This is a genomic window from Paenibacillus sp. plas6 (assembly GCF_057221655.1).
Genome location: NZ_CM170151.1, coordinates 4,047,640 through 4,065,878 on the forward strand (window position 1 = coordinate 4,047,640; position 18,239 = coordinate 4,065,878).

An 18,239-nucleotide genomic window follows, 5' to 3' on the forward strand; every position below is an offset into this window, starting at 1 on the left:
TTAATGCGTATGAAAAGTAAATTGATTTTAAATAAGTGAGGGAACAAAATGAGTATTCGAATAATTGTAAAAGATCCAGATCCTGTGCTGCGCGAGGTTGCAAAGGAAGTAACAAAATTTAACGCTAATCTTAAAAAGCTGCTAAAGGATATGGCAGATACGATGTATGATGCGGATGGTGTAGGTCTTGCTGCACCGCAAATTGGAATTTCAAAGCGTGTTATAGTCGTTGATGTAGGGGATGAACATGGTCTAATTGAAATGGTTAATCCAGTTATTTTAGAGCGTGAAGGGGAGCAAATTGGTCCAGAAGGCTGTCTAAGTATTCCTAACCTAAATGGTGAAGTACTGCGCGCTGAACGTATCGTTATCCAAGGACAAAACAGTGATGGCGAAACTTTTACGATGGAAGCAACTGGATTTTTAGCACGGGCATTCCAGCATGAGGTCGATCATTTGAATGGCGTTTTATTTACAGACATTGCATTAAATACGTACGATATTTCTGATCGTGTGAAAAAAGGCGGCGAAAAATAACGATGCGTATTGTTTTTATGGGGACGCCAAGCTTTGCTGTACCGTCATTGCGCGCATTAATTGAACAGGGCTACGAGATTGTGGCGGTCGTTACTCAACCAGACCGCCCAAAAGGGAGAAAAAAACTGCTTACACCATCTCCTGTCAAAGAAGTGGCTTTAGAGCTTGGATTACCGGTTTTACAGCCCGAACGAATGAGAAATGAGGAAGCGATAGCTGAGGTTGCGTCGTATAAGCCAGACTTAATTATTACGGCGGCCTACGGTCAAATTTTACCGAAGGCTATATTAGAATTGCCAAAGCATGGCTGTATTAATGTTCATGGCTCGCTGCTTCCAAAATATCGCGGCGGTGCGCCGATTCAGCGTTCGATTATTAATGGAGAAAAAGAAACAGGTGTAACGATTATGTATATGGCAGAGGGGCTTGATACTGGTGACATGATTAGCTCTGTGACGCTGCCAATTTTACATGAGGATACATCAGGCACTATGTTTGAAAAGCTAAGTATTGCAGGTGCCAAGCTTCTCATTAAAACTTTGCCACCTCTATTAAGAGGAGAGCTTACCGCTACGCCACAGGATGAGTCACTTGCTACTTATGCACCGAATTTAACTCGTGAGGATGAGGTTATCCATTGGGAGAAAAGCGCAGAAGAGATCTATAATCAAGTGCGCGGTTTATCACCAATGGCAGGGGCATATACGCTGCTGAATGGCGAAGTATTTAAAGTATGGGGCTGTCAGCCGCTAAACGATAAGGATGCAAGTAATGCCGCTCCTGGTGTTATCGTATCTGCTTCGTCAGAAGGGATCGTTGTACAAACAGGCAAAGGTCAATTGCTGTTAACGGTTATTCAGCCTGCAGGAAAACGTAAAATGGATGTAAAGGATTGGATACAAGGTGCTCGCTCAATTGTAGGAACGAGCTTTAGCAATGAGGTATTATCATGAGCATTTCAAAGCAAAACCGACACAATAATGGAAAGCAACATTCGGTAAAATCGAATTCAACTAATAAAAATAGCGCCAAATCAGTGCAATCTAGACAGGCTGAGTCGTTGGCTAGTTCAACTAATAAATCAGCTCGACTGCTTGCTCTTGAAATTTTAATTAAGGTTGAACAGTCGGGTGCATATAGTAATTTGCAGCTAAACCGCAGTTTGCAGGAGCAACACTTGTCACGTCAGGATGCTGCGCTTGTAACAGAATTAGTCTACGGCACAATTAGTCGCAAGCTAACGATTGATTATTGGTTAGCGCAGCTTGTAAGTAAAGGGCTACATAAGCTCGAATTATGGGTACATCAATTGCTGCGAATGAGTATTTATCAGCTTATTTGGCTCGATCGTATCCCTGCCCATGCTGCCGTTAATGAGGCAGTAAAGATTGCGAAGAAAAAAGGGCATCAAGGCATATCGGGCATGGTCAACGGTGTGCTGCGTAATGTGTTGCGTCGGCAAGGAGAGCTAACAATCGACAATATTGTTTTAGACGATATTGCAGAAACTTTAAGTGTGCGGTACTCATTTCCGTTATGGCTAGTCCAACGCTGGATTAATATTTATGGCAGCGAGATAACGGAAAAGCTGCTAGCAGCAAGCAATGAACCGCCTCATAATTCGATTCGAATTAATACGATGAAAACGTCGGTTAAGGAAATGCTTGAGACGCTGAACGAGGAAGGAATAAGCGCAACCCCGTCGCCTTTAGCAGCGGCAGGAATAAATGTGGAGCGAGGAGGAAATCTTGCTAACCATCCTAACTTTTTTGCTGGATATTGGTCGATGCAGGATGAAAGCTCGATGCTCGTTGCGGAAGTACTGGATCCTCGACCAGGCATGACGATTTTGGATGCATGTGCTGCTCCAGGCGGAAAAAGTATGCATATCGGAGAGTTGATGCAGGGACAAGGAAAGCTGCTTGCAAATGATTTGCATGAGCATAAGCGTAAGCTTATTGCTGAGCAAGCTGTGCGACTTGGGCTATCTCATATCGAAACATCCAGTGGTGATGCAAAAGAGCTTGCATCAAAGCTTTCTCCAGCAAGCTTTGATGCAGTACTGCTTGATGCGCCCTGCAGCGGTTTAGGGGTTATTCGTCGTAAGCCGGAAATTAAATGGAGCAAGTCAGAAGAAGATATAGCTTCTATAGCTAAAATTCAAGCGGAGCTGCTAGAAGCGGTGAGCGGACTCGTTAAGCCTGGCGGCACGCTAGTCTATAGCACATGCACGATCGCAAGCGAAGAAAATGAGCAGCAGATCGCTGCATTTTTAGCTAACCATCCAGAATTTGAACTTGATCGTAATTGGCAGCCAGAGTTGCTTGAACGTTTAAAAAAACTCAATATGGTTAGTGCTGATTTTTCTGGACAATTGCAAATAATGCCTTATCATGCCGGTAGCGATGGATTCTTTATTGCGCGCTTACGAAGAATGGATAAATAAAGCATGAGAAAAATAATTAGTGAAGAAAATGTGACGGACAGCAACTTTTTGACAGCACATACGTCACAATAGCTGTCATGCAATGTTTGTGTTAAAATAGTGGCAGTGCTGAATGTAAGAGCGCAAAAGACTTATTAAAATTGAATACAGGTGTGATATAATGAAACCTTTTATTTATGACTATACACATGATCAGTTAAAAGAATGGATGAGCGAGAATGGTGAAAAATCATTCCGCGCTGATCAAGTATTTGACTGGATATATGTGAAGCGAGTAAAAAGCTTTGATGAGATGACGAATTTGTCTAAAAGCTTACGTCAAAAGCTTGCTGATCATTTTCAGTTTGTTACGTTAAATGAGATTACAAGGCTAGAATCGCGTGATGGTACGGTTAAGTTTTTGTTCGGTCTGCATGACAATCATGCAATTGAAACAGTTATTATGCGTCACAGTTACGGCAACAGTGTATGTGTAACGACTCAAGTTGGCTGTCGGATTGGATGCACATTTTGTGCCTCAACGCTAGGTGGACTAAAACGAAATCTTACCGCAGGGGAAATTGTTGCGCAGGTCGTAACTGCACAACAAATGCTTGATGCATCTAATGAGCGCGTTTCAAGTATTGTAATTATGGGTTCAGGAGAACCTTTTGAAAACTATGATGCAACGATGACCTTTTTAAGAAATATGATTCATGAAAAAGGGTTGAATATTGGTCAACGCCATATTACGGTGTCGACAAGCGGTATTGTACCGAGCATTTACAAATTTGCTGATGAGAATACCCAAATTAATTTAGCTTTGTCGATTCATGCACCAAATGATAAGCTTCGTTCTAAGCTTATGCCTGTCAATCGTCGTTATCCATTTGACGAGGTAATTAAGGCAATTCGTTATTACCTAGATAAAACTGGTCGACGCATTACATTTGAATATGCGTTAATTGGTGGAGTTAACGATCAGGTTGAGCATGCCGAGGAGCTGGCTAGCGTCATTAAGGACATGCTCTGTCATGTCAATTTGATTCCTGTCAACCACGTACCTGAACGAAATTATGTTCGTACTCCGCGTAACGATATTTTTGAGTTCGCAAAGACACTTGAAAAACACGGCATCAATGTAACTATTCGTCGAGAGCAAGGACATGATATTGCAGCAGCATGCGGTCAGCTACGTGCAAAACATATGGAATCTACGACGGGGTGATGAAGCGTGTTAATGGTTAACCGTAGTGATATTGGTAGGGTTCGTCAAGTTAATGAGGATTCAGCCTTGACTGGAGTGATTAACGACCAGCTGGCATTTGCCATCGTTGCAGATGGTATGGGTGGTCATCAAGCTGGCGATGTAGCTAGTCAAGTTGCAGTTGAAGCGTTCAAACGCGTAGTTCAGCAGCACGTTGATATTGAAAACTGGACTGCGGAGGATGCAAAGCGATTAATGCGTATCGCAATTCGCCAAGCCAATGATGAAATCTATAGCCTTGCGAGACAATTAACACAATATCATAATATGGGCACAACGATTGTTGCGGCATTAATAATTAATCAGCTTGTCGTAATCGGACATGTTGGTGACAGCAGAGCTTACCGCATAAATAGTGAACAGTTGGAATTGCTTACTGAGGATCATTCGCTAGTTAATGCCTTAGTTCGTTCAGGACAATTAACTGCTGAGGAAGCCGAACATCATCCTCGTAAAAATGTACTTACTCGTGCAATTGGTACGGAAGATGATATTGAAGTTGACGTGCGAATTTTAGAGTGGAATAAACAAGATATTTTGCTTCTTTGCAGTGATGGCTTAAGTAATCGTGTAAGTGAAGAAGAATTGCATCGTACGGTAGCTTCCGTAGCTCCGCTTGAGCAGCGTGCAGATGAGTTAATTCAGTTAGCGTTGCAGGCAGGCGGAGATGATAATATTACTCTTATTTTATGTGATATGTCACAAGATCCCGATGTAAGGGAGGCAGCGCAATGATCGGAAATGATTTGGCAGGACGTTATGAGATCATCTCTCGCATTGGCGGTGGAGGGATGGCGCTTGTCTATAAAGCACATGATGTGTTGCTTAATCGCAAAGTTGCGGTTAAGGTATTGCGTCAGCAATTTGTCAACGATGAGGAGTTTATTAGTCGGTTCCGTCGCGAAGCGCAAAGTGCTGCTGCGTTGTCTCATCCGAATGTGGTAAGTATATACGATGTTGGGCAGCAAGATGATATTCACTATATTGTTATGGAGTACGTGGAAGGTCATAATTTGAATGAAATTATTATGGAGCGTGCACCGCTGCAAATTGAGGAAGCTGTTCATATTGCTCAGCAAATCTGTGATGCTCTAGATCATGCGCACTCGAACAATATCATACATCGCGATATTAAGCCGCATAATATATTAATTGGCAATAATGGCAGAGTAAAGGTAACTGACTTTGGGATTGCTCGCGCAGCAACTTCCTCGAAAATTACACAGACAGGTTCAGTTGTTGGTTCCGTTCATTACTTTTCCCCTGAGCACGCAAAAGGCGTAAATACTGGAGAAAAGTCGGATCTATATTCATTAGGTATTGTGCTGTATCAAATGTTAACTGGCAAACTGCCTTTCTTAGGTGAAAGTCCGATTAGTATTGCACTTAAGCATTTGCAAGAGGATTTTGAAGAGCCGCGTAAGGTGAATCGACTTATCCCGCAAGCATTAGAAAATATCGTGCTGAAGTCGATGCGGAAAAACCCTAGTGAGCGTTATGAGTCTGCAAGAGCGATGCTTGACGATCTTGAAACTTGTTTATTGCCGCATCGTCTTAATGAGCCTAAGATTACGTTTTATGAGTCTGTGGATATGCAGGAAACAAAAGTTATGCCTGCGATTCGCTCTTCATCTACTAGCAGCTATGGTGATATGAGTAATACGATGGTACGCAGCGGAGCTACTGGACAATATTCAAATACTGCTACTGGGCGATATAGCAATACTGGAGCAGTAAATACGAATACTGCACGCTGGGCAGAGAACGAAGAGGAAAAATCATCAGGCACTTGGAAAAAGCCATTATTGGTTGTTGTTATAACTCTTGTGTTTTTAGCTGTTCTTATCTTTGGTTTTATAAAGTTAGTCGATTCCTTTAAGACTGAGGATGTTGAAGTTCCATATGTCGTTGGGATGACTGAAGAAGCAGCTCGTGAAGAGCTGATGAAAGTTGGCTTAAATGTAGAGGAGCCGATAGAGCGAGAATTTAGCAAGCTTGTGCCTAAGGGCGAAGTGATGGCGCAATCGAAAATGAGCATGAAGGTGAAAAAAGGCGCTTATATTAAGCTGACCGTTAGTGATGGACCAGAACTTAAAAAGCTGCTTAGTTATGTTGGGTCTACTAAGCAGCAGGCACTTAATGCGCTTATCGAGCTTGGAATTAAAGAATCGCAAATTACCTTCAAGGAGATTCATGATGATTCTCCTGCAGGAACAATTTTAGAGCAAACTCCAGAAGCTGGAGAAGATATTAATCCTGATGAAGCTCAAATTACTTTTGTTGTCAGTGCCGGTCCAGAGCTAGTTGAAATGCCTGATTTGACGGATGCTCGTTTGAAGGATGCAAAAGTATTGCTTGAGTCACGCGGGCTTGTTTTAGAAGAAAAGAATATTAAATATGAGCCGAGTTACTTATTTGAAAAGGATCATATTATTTCACAAGAAAGCGCTCATCCTGGCGAGCAAATTGCTAAAGGAAGCAGTGTATCAGTTACGGTAAGTTCTGGCTATCCTAAGGATGCGAAGACTTATCAGTTCAATGTGCGAATTTCTCCAGCCAAATTTGGTGAATCGAGTGAAGTGAAAATTTATTATTCAGATGCTCGAGGAGAAAACTTGGAGCTAGATACACGTACGATTACAAGTACAGTCGATATTCCAGTAACCCTTGTGCTTGATCCGGATACAGTTGCGAAAGTTTCTGTTCATCGCGACGGTGTGTTTATGGATATACGAAGCATAAAATATAGCGATATTAATAAGGGAACACATGAGATGGTTATTCCTGGAGAAGAACCTACACCAACTCCAACACCATCCCATGAGAACTCTTGGGAAGATTCTGAGCAAGAAGATATGGAGGCAATGAATCATGAGCAAAGCGATCAACAGGCGCACCAAACAGAAGAATGAACAAGTGTTGTCTGATTCATCAGCATCACTGCCTGGTGTGATTGTGAAAGCTTTAAGCGGGTATTACTACGTTCAGCCTCGAGATGAGCAAACTTCCTCTAGCACGGTGCAATGCCGTGCTAGAGGAGTTTTTAAAAAGAAGGGGATTACTCCGCTTGTTGGTGATGAAGTATACTATGTGCTAACAGAGAACGGCGAGGGGACAGTAGTTGAAATTTTGCCCCGCTCTAGTGAGTTAATTCGTCCTCCTGTAGCGAATGTAGATTTGGCTGTACTCGTTTTTTCTGTCGTAGAGCCTTCGCTTAGCTTTCAACTGCTAGATAAGTTTCTAGTCCATATAGAACATTCTGGAATTAAACCTATCCTTTGCTTAAGCAAGCAAGACTTTGCTTATGCAACTACGGAAGAGCAGCAAAATATACAAGCAGAGGCAAAGCAAACGATAGAGAAAGTGCAGCAAATTTATGGGGATCTAGGCTATGAAATTTATAATACAAGCTCTCGTGATCACCAAGGAATTGAAGCGCTACATGAGCGCTTAAAGGGTCATGTAGCTGTTTTTGCAGGGCAATCTGGGGTTGGAAAGTCTTCGTTGTTAAACGCGCTTGTTCCAGGATTGCAATTAGAAACAAATATGATTAGTAATAAACTTGGTCGAGGTAAACATACAACTCGCCATGTTGAATTAATTGATATTGGCGGAGGATTCGTTGCCGATACGCCAGGATTTAGTCAACTAGATTTTTCTGAGCTCGGAATATCAGATTTAGGTTATGGGTTTGTAGAAATTCGTGAGCTTTCACCCGAATGTAAGTTTAGAGGATGCACGCATGTACAGGAGCCAGGCTGTGCTGTGTTAGCTGCTCTAGAAGCTGGTAAAATCTCATCAAGCAGATATCAACATTATCTGGCTTTTCTTGCAGAGTTTAAAGAACAAAAGCGGAGGTACTAACTGAAATGACAATAATTGCACCATCAATTTTATCAGCTAATTTTGCTCAATTGGGCGCTGAAATTAAATCTGTGGAAGAAGCAGGAGCAGACTGGATACATATTGATGTTATGGACGGCCATTATGTGCCAAACTTAACTTTTGGACCGCCAGTAATTAGTGCTGTTCGACCAGTGACACAACTAACCTTTGATGTACATCTTATGATAGAACGTCCAGAGCTAAGCTTGAAAGATTATATTGCTGCTGGGGCAGACCGTATTACAGTCCATGCAGAAGCTTGTACGCACTTGCATCGCACTATTTATGCGATTAAGGAAGCGGGACTGCCAGCAGGTGTGGCGATTAATCCAGCAACGCCTGTATCGGTGTTAGAGTCTGTGTTAGACGATGTAGATCTTGTGCTAATTATGACTGTTAACCCTGGCTTTGGTGGACAAAGCTTTATCCCTTACTCCACAAATAAGCTTCGTCAGCTTAGAGCTATGCTTGCAGAACGTCAGCTTTCTCATGTCGATGTACAGGTTGACGGAGGAATTAATGCGCAAACAGCTAAATTAGTGCGTGACGCAGGCGCAAATGTGCTCGTTGCAGGTAATGCAGTATTTACTCATCCAGATCGCGCAAAAGCTATCGCAGAACTTCGTTAAAATTAGGAGAAAATAAAATATGAAATCTAAGTTTGCAACTACTATGTGGGTGTTATGGTATGCGTTGTTAGCTGGTGCGACATTAACCATGTTTTCAATCATTCCTAGTATGTTGAAATACATTTTTTCATTGCTTACTCTTTATATTGGATTTCGTTTTTTTCGTCGCTTCGAATCTATTGGCTTGCGCATCGCATTTATTTTAGTCGGAATTGTGTTCTATTTCCTTTTCGTTCTTATTACGACTATGATTCAATACCTTAAGGAACATCCAGAGTTATTTTCAGGGGCAGTATAATGAATTAATGTGCAATCTCTTTTCTAACAATGGTCTATGTTGCTCAGTTTCCGCATAATATGTTTTACGAGAGTGGGGATTCGTTGGGCATGAGTCACTGCGTTTGGAGGAGGGGTGAGCATGAAATTTTATACGATTAAGCTGCCAAAATTTTTAGGTGGATTTGTTAAAGCTATACTAAATACGTTTCAAAAGAATTAATTGTATAAAAACCGTTGGATGATCCATTCTTGAATGGTGAATTGAACAACAAAAAAGCACCTGAATATCAGGTGCTTTTGTCTATGGCAAATTAAACACGAGTCACTTTGCCAGATTTCAACGCACGAGCGCTGACGTATACACGTTTTGGTTTACCGTCAACCAGAATACGAACCTTTTGTACGTTAACTCCCCAAGTACGGCGAGTCGCGTTGTTAGCGTGAGATACGTTATTACCTCTTCTTGGCGCTTTTCCAGTTACGAAACATTTGCGAGACATGAAAACACCTCCTTCATGGGTTATCCAATATCAGCTTGACCGTTCATTCTCGTTAATGAAACTTGTTTAAGTTCATATTACAAACATTTAAATATAAACACGCCTAAATATCATATCATAATGTTACAGTTCAAGCAAGTTAATTTGGTAGCTGTTCAACGAATTTTACAATTGACTTCTATAAAACGCTAGTTTATAGTACAATGGATTTCAGTCCATACTATTTTGTAGGGAGTGATTGGCATGCCAATTCAGATAGACAATGATCAAGGACGTATCTTGATATCTGATCGAGTGATTGCGACAATTACTGGCTACGCTGCATTAGAGTGTTATGGACTTGTTGGAATGGCATCACGAAACGGGTTGAAGGATGGAATAGCAGTTCTACTAGGTCGGGACAATTGGACTAAAGGTATTGAAATAAGACAAGTGCCAACTGGAATTGATATTGACCTGCACATTGTTGTTAGCTATGGTACAAAAATTTCAGAAGTAGCAAATAATATTCGATCTAAGGTAAAATATGTTTTAAATGATGTGATTGGCCTAAACGTAAATGAAGTAAATATTATTGTGCAAGATGTAAGGGTATCTACCTAGCAGGAAGGGGAATTTTTTTGGGTAAGCGAGTTATTAACGGATCAGATTTTACAGCGATGGCATTACAAGGCGCTAGCGTACTAAAAAGTAATGCTGAAAAAGTAAACTCACTCAACGTGTTTCCAGTGCCAGATGGAGATACTGGAACGAATATGAATCTGACTATGACTTCAGGAGTTACAGAATTAAAGAAAAAGCCATCAACTGATATTGGGAAGGCAGCGGAAGCACTCTCTAAAGGTTTGCTAATGGGAGCTCGCGGCAACTCAGGCGTTATCTTGTCACAATTGTTTAGAGGCTTTGCTAAATCGTTAGCAAACAGTAAAGAAGCTACCGCAATTGAAATTGCAGCTGCATTTCAACATGGTGTAGATTTTGCCTATAAAGCAGTTGTAAAACCAGTAGAGGGAACCATTTTAACCGTTGCAAGAGAGGCTGCACGTCATGCTGTGCAATATGCACGACGCAACACAGATGTTGATGAATTAATGCGAGAAGTGCATAGCAAAGCGCAAGAGGCACTGTTAAAAACACCTGAGCAATTGCCAGTCTTAAAACAGGTTGGTGTTGTCGATTCAGGCGGTCAAGGACTTGTATTTATTTATGAAGGATTTGTTCAATACTTATCTGGCACTGTGGCTGAAGAAGCTGAAGAGTTCGTTTCTGAAGCAGCACCAGCCGAGGTTTATGTTCCAGAGCATGTCGAGCCAATATCAGCTCAAGCTAAGCTGGAAACATTAGATATCGAATATTTTTATGATATGGAATTTTTTATCAAACGTAATTTACCGGGAACATCGGTGGCAGAATTTGATGAATCCGCTTACAAAAAAGCATTAGCTAAGGATGGAGATTCTATTCTTGTAATTACTGATGATGATGTCATAAAAGTACATGTACATTCCCGTAAACCTGGTGATGTAATTAATTTGTCCGTACAATATGGTGAGTTGACAGATATTCATATTTTAAATATGCGTGAGCAACATCGTGAAATTTTAGCGGAGCAAAATCAACAACCAGATGCAGTTAATTTAACTGCAGCTGAATTGCTTGCAGGACAGGCTATCGATAACCGTCCAACAGAACATGGGATTGAACGTGCACCATACGGAATCATTGCTGTCGCGCTTGGAGACGGTGTTTCTGAAATTTTCTCCAGCAGTGATGTAGATATTGTTTTAAGTGGCGGTCAAACGATGAATCCGAGCACAGAGGATTTTGTAAAAGCAATAGAATCTCTGTCTGCAGAGCACATCTTCATTTTACCTAACAACAGTAATATTATTCTTGCTGCAGAGCAAGCGATTGAGCTTACAGATCGTTCGGTAACAGTCATCCCAACGAAAACTATTCCGCAAGGTATTGCTGCGGTGTTGGCGTTTAAAGAAGATGAAACTCCTGAGCGTAATAAGGAATGGATGATTAGTGCTGCGAGTATGGTAACTTCCGGTCAAGTGACGAAAGCTGTTCGCGATACGAGCATTGACGGAGTGAACGTTCAAGAAGGACACTATATCGGAATTAAGGAAAAAACAATTGTAACGTCGCAGCCTGAATTGCTGGCTGCATCCAAAGCATTGCTAGAAAATATGCTTGCTGAGGGAGCAGATATTTTGACAATACTTACTGGTGAAGGTTCCACGGAAGAAATTACTTCAGAGCTATGCGAATGGATAACTGAAAATTATAGTGATATTGAAATTGATTTGCAGTATGGAGGGCAACCTCTTTATCCGTATGTATTTGCTGTTGAATAGATCGAAGGCAATACAATTTAAGGAGGACAATCGTTATGAGTAAGGTTCGTATTGTGACAGACAGTACTGCAGATATTCCATTAGAAATTCGCGAAAAATATGACATCAAAATGGTTTCCTTGAAAGTGTTGTTTGGAGAAGAAACTTATCGTGACGGAGTAGACATAACTGCAGAAGAGTTTTATGCGAAGTTAAAATCTTCGCCGATTACGCCAACAACTTCTCAGCCATCACCTGCTGACTTTGTTGAAGTTTTTGAAGCATTGCTTAAAGAAGATCCAGATGCGCCAATCATTTCTTTCCATATTGCATCTGTATTAAGCGGAACATTTCAATCAGCAACGATTGCAAAAAGCATGCTTGAAGAGGCTGGTGAAAACATTCATGTCGTTGACAGTCGTTCGGCATCAGCTGGTCACGGGATGTTAGTTGTGTTAGCTGCTCGACTTGCTCAGCAAGGAGCATCCGTTGAAGAAATTTTACAAGCTGTCGAGGAACGTAAAAAAAATACAGAAATTTATTTCTTAGTTGATACCCTTGAATATTTGCAAAAAGGCGGACGTATCGGTAAGGCTGCAGCATTTATTGGTTCACTACTAAATATTAAACCGATATTGTCTTTAGAGCCGAATGGTTCTATTTATTCAGTGGACAAAGCACGCGGTACGAAGAAGGCGATCGCTCGCATTGTAGAATTGTTAAAGGCAAGCTACGGAGATACAGAAGTTGGATTAATTGTTTCTAAGACGGATGAGCAAACGATACCTGATGAATTGGAAGCAAAAGTTACAGCAGCACTAAATGTGAAAGAAATCAATCATGCACACATAGGTGTTGTTATTGGAACTCATACTGGTCCCGGAACTTCAGCTGTATTTTTATATAAGGTGTGACGAAGCAATGATCAAACTTGATCAAATTCCAGTGAGGCAGTTGAAAGGCGTGAGTGCTCTTAAAGAAAAAGAGCTCCACGCCTTTGGCTTATTTACCGTAAATGATTTGTTACTATATTTTCCGTTTCGTTATGAAGATTATAGAGTGCGTGACTTGACAGAAATTAAAGCGGGAGAGAAAGCGACGATTATCGGTATTGTCAGAGGGATACCGATTCTACAACGCTACGGTAAATCAAAATCACGTCTAACTTGCAAAATTCAAGTAGGTTTGCAATTAATTACAGCGACTTGGTTTAACCGACATTTTTTACGTGAGCAATTAACGCTTGAACGAGAAATTATGCTTACAGGAAAATGGGATCCTTCTCGTTTACAACTAACCGTTTCAGAGTCTGAATTTCTAGATGGTGATAAAGTTTCTGGCAAAATCAATACATTGCAGCCAGTTTATTCGGTAGGCGGTAAAATTACGCAAGTCTGGATACGTAAATTAATTAGTACCGCGCTTGAGCAGTATGGGGCAATGATAGAAGAAATTTTACCTTATTCCCTATTAGAAAAATATAAACTGATGAATCGAGCAAAGGCAGTTTCCTTAATCCACCTGCCAGGTGATATACGGCTAGGACAAGAAGCGCGGAGACGAATGGTATATGAGGAGCTTTTCTTGTTTCAACTTCGTCTGCAAGCCTATCGTGCGCTCTCGCATCGACGTCAGTCAGGTATCGCCATGCCAATTAAAAGCGAATGGATTAGAGAGTTTGCAGCCACATTGCCGTTTCAGCTTACTGATGGGCAAAAGCAGGCGATCAATGAAATTTCGGTAGATATGCGACGGAAATACAGTATGAATCGCTTGCTTCAGGGTGATGTTGGCTCTGGTAAAACGGTAGTTGCGGCAATTGCGATGTACAGCGCAGTCCGAGCTGGGTATCAGGCAGCCCTAATGGTTCCAACAGAAATTCTGGCAGAGCAGCATATGAAAAGCTTATCTCGATTATTCGAGAATACAGGATTTCAAATTCGCCTTTTAACAGGCAGCTTATCGGAACGCAAGCGCCGGGATTTGCTGGCAGAATTGCAAATGGGACTTGTTGATATTGTGGTTGGTACGCATGCGTTAATTCAAGAGGATGTATTTTTTAATCGACTTGGACTTGTTGTTGTCGATGAACAGCATCGCTTCGGTGTAAATCAACGCAGTATTTTGCGACGCAAAGGGATTCATCCTGACGTCTTAACGATGACGGCTACACCGATTCCTAGGACATTAGCGATTACTGCTTTTGGCGATATGGATGTTTCGACCATTAAGGAAAGACCGCAAGGTCGCAAACCTATTCAAACTTATTGGCTAAAACCGTCATCATTGGAGCGAGCTCTTCAATTTATCCGTAAGCAGGTTGCAGAAGGTAGACAAGCTTATGTCATTTGTCCATTAATTGAGGAATCTGAGAAGCTGGATGTAGAAAATGTACTCGATGTACATATGATGATTCAAGGAGCATTTCCTGATTTAACAGTAGGGCTTTTACATGGCAGAATGAGTGCTGCTGAGAAGGATGCAGCAATGGCAGCATTTGCAGCAAATAAGGCGCAAGTTCTTGTCGCAACTACAGTTGTTGAGGTTGGTGTTGACGTACCAAATGCGACCATTATTATGATTATGGATGCGGAACGCTTTGGCCTCTCTCAATTGCATCAATTGCGTGGTCGTGTCGGGCGAGGCGAACATCAATCATACTGCATATTGTTAGCTGATCCGAAGTCTGAAGTAGGGCAAGAGCGGATGAAGATAATGACAGAGAGCAACGATGGATTTGAAATTGCTAGACGAGATTTGGAGCTACGCGGACCGGGAGAATTTTTCGGAACAAAGCAAAGCGGCTTGCCAGAATTTAAGCTAGCTGATATGGTTGCAGACTATGAGCTGCTCGAGCAAGCTCGCGATGATGCAGCAGCTCTTGTAGCGACTGAAAGCTTCTGGAAGGATGCTAGTTATGCCAGATTAGTAGATTGGCTAAGAAATGATCCTTTATTTCAAGGAGAGCAAATAGATTAGTCAAGAATTGTCTCTTTTCTGCATATAGTTAACTCATTAGAGTACCTTTTTATGGAGGTGGATTGCTAATGAGTTATCAACGATATGGGATTAGTCCTCAATTAGTTGAACGTGTTAAGCTTAAGCTGAAAAATCCGGTAATTAAGGAAAAAATCAAAAATTTGCTTGCTGATGTAACTAAGCATGATTTGCAAGATCGGGCTAAAGTACGTAAGCTAACGCGGGATTCAGCGAAAATATTGCAGGAGAAATTAAGCGAAACTCAGGAGGAGCAAATTATTAATTTTGTTCTTGCACAAAAAATAGACCCTAATAATACGTTCCATTTGTTAAAGTTATGGGGAATGTTTCGCTAAGCTATCGAATGAGGAGAAGCTAAACGCAGCATGTTTATTAGCATGCTGCGTTTTTTTCTAATAGAGTTATATGGTAATATGAAGGAAAACAAGAAAGAGGTCACTTCAATGGAAAAGAATATGAACTTCCAAGTGAATTTAACTGGTTTGATCGATTTGCTTTCAAATCATCTATATTCTAATCCTGGTGTGTTTATAAGGGAGCTATTACAAAATGGAGTTGATGCAATAACAGCACGCAAAAGGTTAGGACATACTTTTGCTCCGAGAATTCATATAGAAACCTACTCCAATCATATGATCTCTATTCAAGATAATGGAGTAGGTTTGACGGAAAGTGAGATTATTCAGTTTTTAGCAAGTATCGGAAGTACGACAAAAAAGGATAATTTAGATGCTGCAGATGATTATATTGGTCAATTTGGAGTTGGGTTATTATCCTGCTTTATTGTTAGTGATAAAATTGTTTTACTAACCCGTTCGGCACTAGAAGGGGATTCATTAGAATGGAAAGGAAATCCTGATGGTACATATCAAATTCGCAAGCTAGATTATGAAGTGCCGATTGGTTCTACTGTTTACTTAAAAGCTAAAGAAGAATACAAGGAATTGTTTGAATATTATGAGCTAAAATCACTTTTGACCAAATACGGAGAGTTTTTAGATGTTCATATTACCTTGCTAGATGAAGGTTATGAAGAAAACATTAATAAGCTGCAGCTCCCTTGGAAAATGAAAAAGGAGCAAGCAATTGAATTTGTTGTGGAAAGTACAGGAAATCAGCCTTTAGATATTATTCCGCTTGCTTCGGATTTAGGGGGGGTTGAAGGCTTCGCTGCAATCTTGCCTTATTCAGTCAGCCCACAGGAAAAGAAACGACATCGTGTTTACTTGAAAAATATGCTGCTTTCAGATGAGTTTAGTGACATCTTGCCAAGCTGGGCTTTCTTTGTTGACGCCTTTATTAATACAACCAGCTTAAAACCGACTGCTTCACGCGAAGCATTTCAACAAAATGATCTGTTTTATCACGTTCAAGAGGAATTGGGCGCAAATATTAAGCAGTATTTTATTAAATTAGCTGAAGAAAATCGGGCTTTGCTAGAAAAAATTCTTTCGATTCACTATCAAACGATAAAGTTAATCGCGATTGAGGATTGGGAGCTTTATGAGTTATTTATTCCTTATCTTAAGTTTGAAACCTCGCATGGTGAACTTGAAATGTCTGAAATTATGAAGAATACAGATAAACTGTATATTGCTGCAACTGTAGATGAGTTTCGCCAAATTGCTAGAGTTGCAAAGTCTCAAGGCTTGCTTGTTGCAAATGGCGGTTATCAGTACGATTTAGGTTTATTAACTAGAGTGAATCAAGTATGGCGAGATGTAGAAGTTGAAGTCATCGATGTTATGAGGTTTTCTGGAAGATTCACTCCTTTAAGCATAAGTGAGCAGGATGAAGCTCGGCCTTTTCTATGGCTAGCAAGAGAAATATTAAATTGTTATCAATGTACTTGCAATCTTCGTTACTTCGAGCCTGTTGACATCCCTGTGCTGTATACGACCAATAAAGAAGTAAACTTTTGGAAAATGATGAATGAGAGCATAAAGACGGCAGAACCAGTCTTTTCTGATTTATTAAGTACATTGCAAGGGGAATTAATCGAGCAGCCATTGTCGAATCTATGCTTTAACTATAATAATCCAATGATTCGCAAAGTCGTAGCTGCACGAGATACGAACCTGCAACGAAAAGCTATTGAGTTGTTTTATACTCAAGCATTGCTGATGGGGAATTATGCGATGAGTAATGACGAACTTAAGCTAATGAATGAAGCGTTACGTTATTTTATGAATATGGGCTTAATGCAGGTAGGTGAAGCTAGCGATGAAACGTAGATTTGATGCAATCCGCTCAAGAATTTGGAATACAGAAGATGAAGGACAAATAATGGCGTTGTATGAGGAAGCAATTGTTCTTGCTGATAAATATTTAACGGAGAACGATGCCTATCAAACTCGTATGGATTATACGAATAAAGCAGTAGAGTACGGTTTGTATGATAAAATGCTCATTTCTTTTTCTTGGTGCTGGTCAACCTTTAATAAGCATCCTGAACGTTACTCGGCATTTTATATTTTATGGAATTTTAAGTGGGTAGTTGAAAATTTAAGGAAATGTGCCCTCTTTTCTGCCGAACAGCTAGAACAGCTTTTCACGCTTTTTAAAGAGCAATGTGAGAAATATAGTTACTCGCTAAGGCCGTACTATGAAGCTTATATGCACTATTTGTTACATTCTGGGAAAGAAGAAGAAGCACGCCAATATTATCATTTATGGCGTAATGCCAAAAATGATAGCTTAACTAACTGTCGCGCTTGTGAGCAGCATGCGGCAGCAGGTTACTACTTTAGCAAAGGGCATTATAAACGAGGGATGCAGTTGGTCAAGCCGATTTTAGAGGGCAAGATTACTTGCCGTTCTGTGCCAGAATCTACCTATGAATCATTAATATTACCGTTAGTGGCACTTGGTCGGTATGAGGAGGCAGCGACCTATGCGAATAAAGCATTTCGCAGCTTAAGCGGTAGCGGGCATTTGTACGAATTCGGCACATTGCTTGCTTTCTATTCTGTTATTAATCGCAGACGAGCTCATCAAATTTTCCGTAATTGTTATGCCGAGGCTCTTTCAAACGTGAATGATTGGGATAAGCTGCATTATCTTGTTGGCGCACAATTCTATTTAGAGCAATGTGAAGGAAGCTTAAAAAGAAAGCGTAAAACGGAGTCCAATGAGCAAGGAATCGATAAGGAATATGTCCAAAATGAGCTGGAACGCTTAATTACTTCCTTTGATTCACGCAGTCAAAACAGCTATATGAGAAGTAGAGTTGGCAATTTGCGGAAGCAATACGCTAACTTAGTGAAATGTTATTGCGAATCGGCGAAGTGAGATAAATGGGCTATTTCTTTAAGGCGAAATATATGTGAAAATTATCATATCAAATTGAATGTTATATTTATATATGAAAGTGTA

The 18,239-nt window shown here is 40.7% G+C and carries 18 protein-coding genes; 17 read left to right on the top strand and 1 reads right to left on the bottom strand.

Annotation, left to right across the window (positions count from 1 at the left end; translation table 11 throughout):
• The first annotated feature begins 48 nt into the window (after positions 1 to 48).
• The 10 genes from def to spoVM all read left to right on the top strand — a co-directional run bounded on the left by def (position 49) and on the right by spoVM (position 9,242).
• The gene (gene def, locus AC2TDL_RS17865) at positions 49 to 537 is read left to right on the top strand and encodes a peptide deformylase (RefSeq protein ID WP_484697396.1); all 489 of its coding nucleotides are present in this window, start codon (positions 49 to 51) and stop codon (positions 535 to 537) included.
• A 2-nt stretch (positions 538 to 539) separates the two neighbouring features.
• The gene (fmt, locus tag AC2TDL_RS17870) at positions 540 to 1,490 is read left to right on the top strand and encodes a methionyl-tRNA formyltransferase (protein ID WP_484697397.1); all 951 of its coding nucleotides are present in this window, start codon (positions 540 to 542) and stop codon (positions 1,488 to 1,490) included.
• A complete protein-coding gene (gene rsmB / locus AC2TDL_RS17875) occupies positions 1,487 to 2,983 on the top strand; it encodes a 16S rRNA (cytosine(967)-C(5))-methyltransferase RsmB (protein ID WP_484697398.1) in 1,497 nt (498 codons plus the stop codon). The genes fmt and rsmB overlap by 4 nt, the downstream gene beginning before the upstream one ends.
• 160 nt (positions 2,984 to 3,143) lie before the next feature.
• Positions 3,144 to 4,190, top strand: coding sequence for a dual-specificity RNA methyltransferase RlmN (gene rlmN / locus AC2TDL_RS17880; RefSeq protein ID WP_484697399.1), 1,047 nt, complete (start codon positions 3,144 to 3,146; stop codon positions 4,188 to 4,190).
• Positions 4,191 to 4,202: 12 nt separating this feature from the next.
• On the top strand, positions 4,203 to 4,964 hold the full coding sequence (locus AC2TDL_RS17885; protein ID WP_484701277.1) for a Stp1/IreP family PP2C-type Ser/Thr phosphatase: 762 nt from the start codon (positions 4,203 to 4,205) through the stop codon (positions 4,962 to 4,964).
• Positions 4,961 to 7,141: a Stk1 family PASTA domain-containing Ser/Thr kinase gene (pknB, locus tag AC2TDL_RS17890; RefSeq protein WP_484697400.1), complete on the top strand. Its 2,181-nt coding sequence runs from the start codon at positions 4,961 to 4,963 to the stop codon at positions 7,139 to 7,141. The genes AC2TDL_RS17885 and pknB overlap by 4 nt, the downstream gene beginning before the upstream one ends.
• Positions 7,101 to 8,093: a ribosome small subunit-dependent GTPase A gene (rsgA, locus tag AC2TDL_RS17895; protein ID WP_484697401.1), complete on the top strand. Its 993-nt coding sequence runs from the start codon at positions 7,101 to 7,103 to the stop codon at positions 8,091 to 8,093. The genes pknB and rsgA overlap by 41 nt, the downstream gene beginning before the upstream one ends.
• A 5-nt stretch (positions 8,094 to 8,098) precedes the next feature.
• Entirely contained in the window at positions 8,099 to 8,743 is a 645-nt protein-coding gene (rpe, locus tag AC2TDL_RS17900; RefSeq protein ID WP_484697402.1) for a ribulose-phosphate 3-epimerase, read from the top strand.
• 19 nt (positions 8,744 to 8,762) lie between these two features.
• Positions 8,763 to 9,041 carry a hypothetical protein gene (locus AC2TDL_RS17905; protein ID WP_484697403.1) on the top strand — a complete coding sequence of 93 codons (279 nt, stop codon included), beginning with the start codon at positions 8,763 to 8,765 and terminating at the stop codon, positions 9,039 to 9,041.
• 120 nt (positions 9,042 to 9,161) lie between these two features.
• On the top strand, positions 9,162 to 9,242 hold the full coding sequence (gene spoVM / locus AC2TDL_RS17910; RefSeq protein WP_010345573.1) for a stage V sporulation protein SpoVM: 81 nt from the start codon (positions 9,162 to 9,164) through the stop codon (positions 9,240 to 9,242).
• Between the two features lie 91 nt (positions 9,243 to 9,333).
• Here the strand turns inward: spoVM and rpmB are convergent, their stop codons facing one another.
• Positions 9,334 to 9,522 carry a 50S ribosomal protein L28 gene (gene rpmB, locus AC2TDL_RS17915; protein WP_484697404.1) on the bottom strand — a complete coding sequence of 63 codons (189 nt, stop codon included), beginning with the start codon at positions 9,520 to 9,522 and terminating at the stop codon, positions 9,334 to 9,336.
• A gap of 243 nt (positions 9,523 to 9,765) precedes the next feature.
• On the opposite strand from rpmB, the gene AC2TDL_RS17920 reads away from it, so the two are divergent.
• The 7 genes from AC2TDL_RS17920 (at position 9,766) to AC2TDL_RS17950 (ending at position 18,155) form a co-directional block, all read left to right on the top strand.
• Complete coding sequence (locus AC2TDL_RS17920; protein ID WP_484697405.1) at positions 9,766 to 10,125, top strand: Asp23/Gls24 family envelope stress response protein; 360 nt, start codon at positions 9,766 to 9,768, stop codon at positions 10,123 to 10,125.
• Positions 10,126 to 10,142: 17 nt separating this feature from the next.
• On the top strand, positions 10,143 to 11,885 hold the full coding sequence (locus AC2TDL_RS17925; protein WP_484697406.1) for a DAK2 domain-containing protein: 1,743 nt from the start codon (positions 10,143 to 10,145) through the stop codon (positions 11,883 to 11,885).
• 35 nt (positions 11,886 to 11,920) lie between these two features.
• The gene (locus AC2TDL_RS17930; protein WP_484697407.1) at positions 11,921 to 12,778 is read left to right on the top strand and encodes a DegV family protein; all 858 of its coding nucleotides are present in this window, start codon (positions 11,921 to 11,923) and stop codon (positions 12,776 to 12,778) included.
• Between the two features lie 7 nt (positions 12,779 to 12,785).
• The gene (recG, locus tag AC2TDL_RS17935) at positions 12,786 to 14,843 is read left to right on the top strand and encodes an ATP-dependent DNA helicase RecG (protein ID WP_484697408.1); all 2,058 of its coding nucleotides are present in this window, start codon (positions 12,786 to 12,788) and stop codon (positions 14,841 to 14,843) included.
• A gap of 68 nt (positions 14,844 to 14,911) precedes the next feature.
• Complete coding sequence (locus tag AC2TDL_RS17940; RefSeq protein WP_484697409.1) at positions 14,912 to 15,199, top strand: stage VI sporulation protein F; 288 nt, start codon at positions 14,912 to 14,914, stop codon at positions 15,197 to 15,199.
• 108 nt (positions 15,200 to 15,307) lie between these two features.
• Positions 15,308 to 17,098 (top strand): HSP90 family protein, encoded by a 1,791-nt coding sequence (locus AC2TDL_RS17945; RefSeq protein ID WP_484697410.1) that lies wholly within the window; start codon positions 15,308 to 15,310, stop codon positions 17,096 to 17,098.
• Positions 17,088 to 18,155, top strand: coding sequence for a hypothetical protein (locus tag AC2TDL_RS17950; RefSeq protein ID WP_484697411.1), 1,068 nt, complete (start codon positions 17,088 to 17,090; stop codon positions 18,153 to 18,155). The genes AC2TDL_RS17945 and AC2TDL_RS17950 overlap by 11 nt, the downstream gene beginning before the upstream one ends.
• The last annotated feature ends 84 nt before the right edge of the window (positions 18,156 to 18,239 follow it).

Coding starts and splice junctions, on each gene's coding strand:
- def (WP_484697396.1), top strand. CDS start 49: ATGAGTATTCGAATAATTGTAAAAGATCCAGATCCTGTGCTGCGCGAG.
- fmt (WP_484697397.1), top strand. CDS start 540: ATGCGTATTGTTTTTATGGGGACGCCAAGCTTTGCTGTACCGTCATTG.
- rsmB (WP_484697398.1), top strand. CDS start 1,487: ATGAGCATTTCAAAGCAAAACCGACACAATAATGGAAAGCAACATTCG.
- rlmN (WP_484697399.1), top strand. CDS start 3,144: ATGAAACCTTTTATTTATGACTATACACATGATCAGTTAAAAGAATGG.
- AC2TDL_RS17885 (WP_484701277.1), top strand. CDS start 4,203: ATGGTTAACCGTAGTGATATTGGTAGGGTTCGTCAAGTTAATGAGGAT.
- pknB (WP_484697400.1), top strand. CDS start 4,961: ATGATCGGAAATGATTTGGCAGGACGTTATGAGATCATCTCTCGCATT.
- rsgA (WP_484697401.1), top strand. CDS start 7,101: ATGAGCAAAGCGATCAACAGGCGCACCAAACAGAAGAATGAACAAGTG.
- rpe (WP_484697402.1), top strand. CDS start 8,099: ATGACAATAATTGCACCATCAATTTTATCAGCTAATTTTGCTCAATTG.
- AC2TDL_RS17905 (WP_484697403.1), top strand. CDS start 8,763: ATGAAATCTAAGTTTGCAACTACTATGTGGGTGTTATGGTATGCGTTG.
- spoVM (WP_010345573.1), top strand. CDS start 9,162: ATGAAATTTTATACGATTAAGCTGCCAAAATTTTTAGGTGGATTTGTT.
- rpmB (WP_484697404.1), bottom strand. CDS start 9,522: ATGTCTCGCAAATGTTTCGTAACTGGAAAAGCGCCAAGAAGAGGTAAT.
- AC2TDL_RS17920 (WP_484697405.1), top strand. CDS start 9,766: ATGCCAATTCAGATAGACAATGATCAAGGACGTATCTTGATATCTGAT.
- AC2TDL_RS17930 (WP_484697407.1), top strand. CDS start 11,921: ATGAGTAAGGTTCGTATTGTGACAGACAGTACTGCAGATATTCCATTA.
- recG (WP_484697408.1), top strand. CDS start 12,786: ATGATCAAACTTGATCAAATTCCAGTGAGGCAGTTGAAAGGCGTGAGT.
- AC2TDL_RS17940 (WP_484697409.1), top strand. CDS start 14,912: ATGAGTTATCAACGATATGGGATTAGTCCTCAATTAGTTGAACGTGTT.
- AC2TDL_RS17945 (WP_484697410.1), top strand. CDS start 15,308: ATGGAAAAGAATATGAACTTCCAAGTGAATTTAACTGGTTTGATCGAT.
- AC2TDL_RS17950 (WP_484697411.1), top strand. CDS start 17,088: ATGAAACGTAGATTTGATGCAATCCGCTCAAGAATTTGGAATACAGAA.